This is a genomic window from Inquilinus limosus (assembly GCF_002195995.1).
Lineage (GTDB): Bacteria > Pseudomonadota > Alphaproteobacteria > DSM-16000 > Inquilinaceae > Inquilinus > Inquilinus limosus_C.
In genome coordinates this window covers 1-626 of record NZ_NHON01000224.1, presented here as the reverse complement: position 1 = coordinate 626, position 626 = coordinate 1, and the positions used below count along the sequence as shown (strand labels likewise).

At 70.8% G+C, this 626-nt stretch carries 1 protein-coding gene; it reads left to right on the top strand.

The window, feature by feature from the left end; translation table 11 throughout:
* Positions 1 to 626, top strand: a 626-nt coding sequence (locus tag BWR60_RS36085; protein WP_144445893.1) for a calcium-binding protein, incomplete at both ends; no start/stop codon positions are given.

Below are 626 nucleotides of genomic sequence, written 5' to 3'. Positions count from 1 at the left end.
CGGCCGCCTATGGCGCCTCCGCCGCGGCCGTCACGATCAATCTCGCCACCAACACCGCCAATGGCGGCGATGCCACCGGCGATACCTTCAACAGCATCGAGAATCTCACCGGCTCGAACTCCGCCGACAGCCTGACCGGCGATGCCGGGGCGAATGTGCTGAACGGCGGCGACGGCAACGACACGCTCATCGGCCTCGATGGCGCCGACACGCTGCAGGGCGGCAACGGCACCGATACCGTCACCTATGCCGCCTCGGCCGCCGCGGTCGTGGTCACGGTCAACGGCACCGGCTCGGGCGGCGATGCCCAGGGCGACGCCCTGTCCGGCATCGAGAACCTGATCGGATCGGCCTTCAACGACACGCTGACCGGCGATGCCGGGGCGAATGTGCTGAACGGCGGGAACGGCAACGACACGCTCCAGGGCCGCGGCGGTGCCGACACGCTGACCGGCGGCGCCGGCACCGACACGGCGAGCTACGCCGCCTCGGCCGCCGCGGTGGTGGTCAACCTGCTGAACGGGACCGGCACGGGCGGCGACGCCCAGGGCGACACGCTGGCGGCCATCGAGAACACCACCGGCTCGGCCTTCAACGACACGCTGACCGGCAATGCCGGGGTGAAT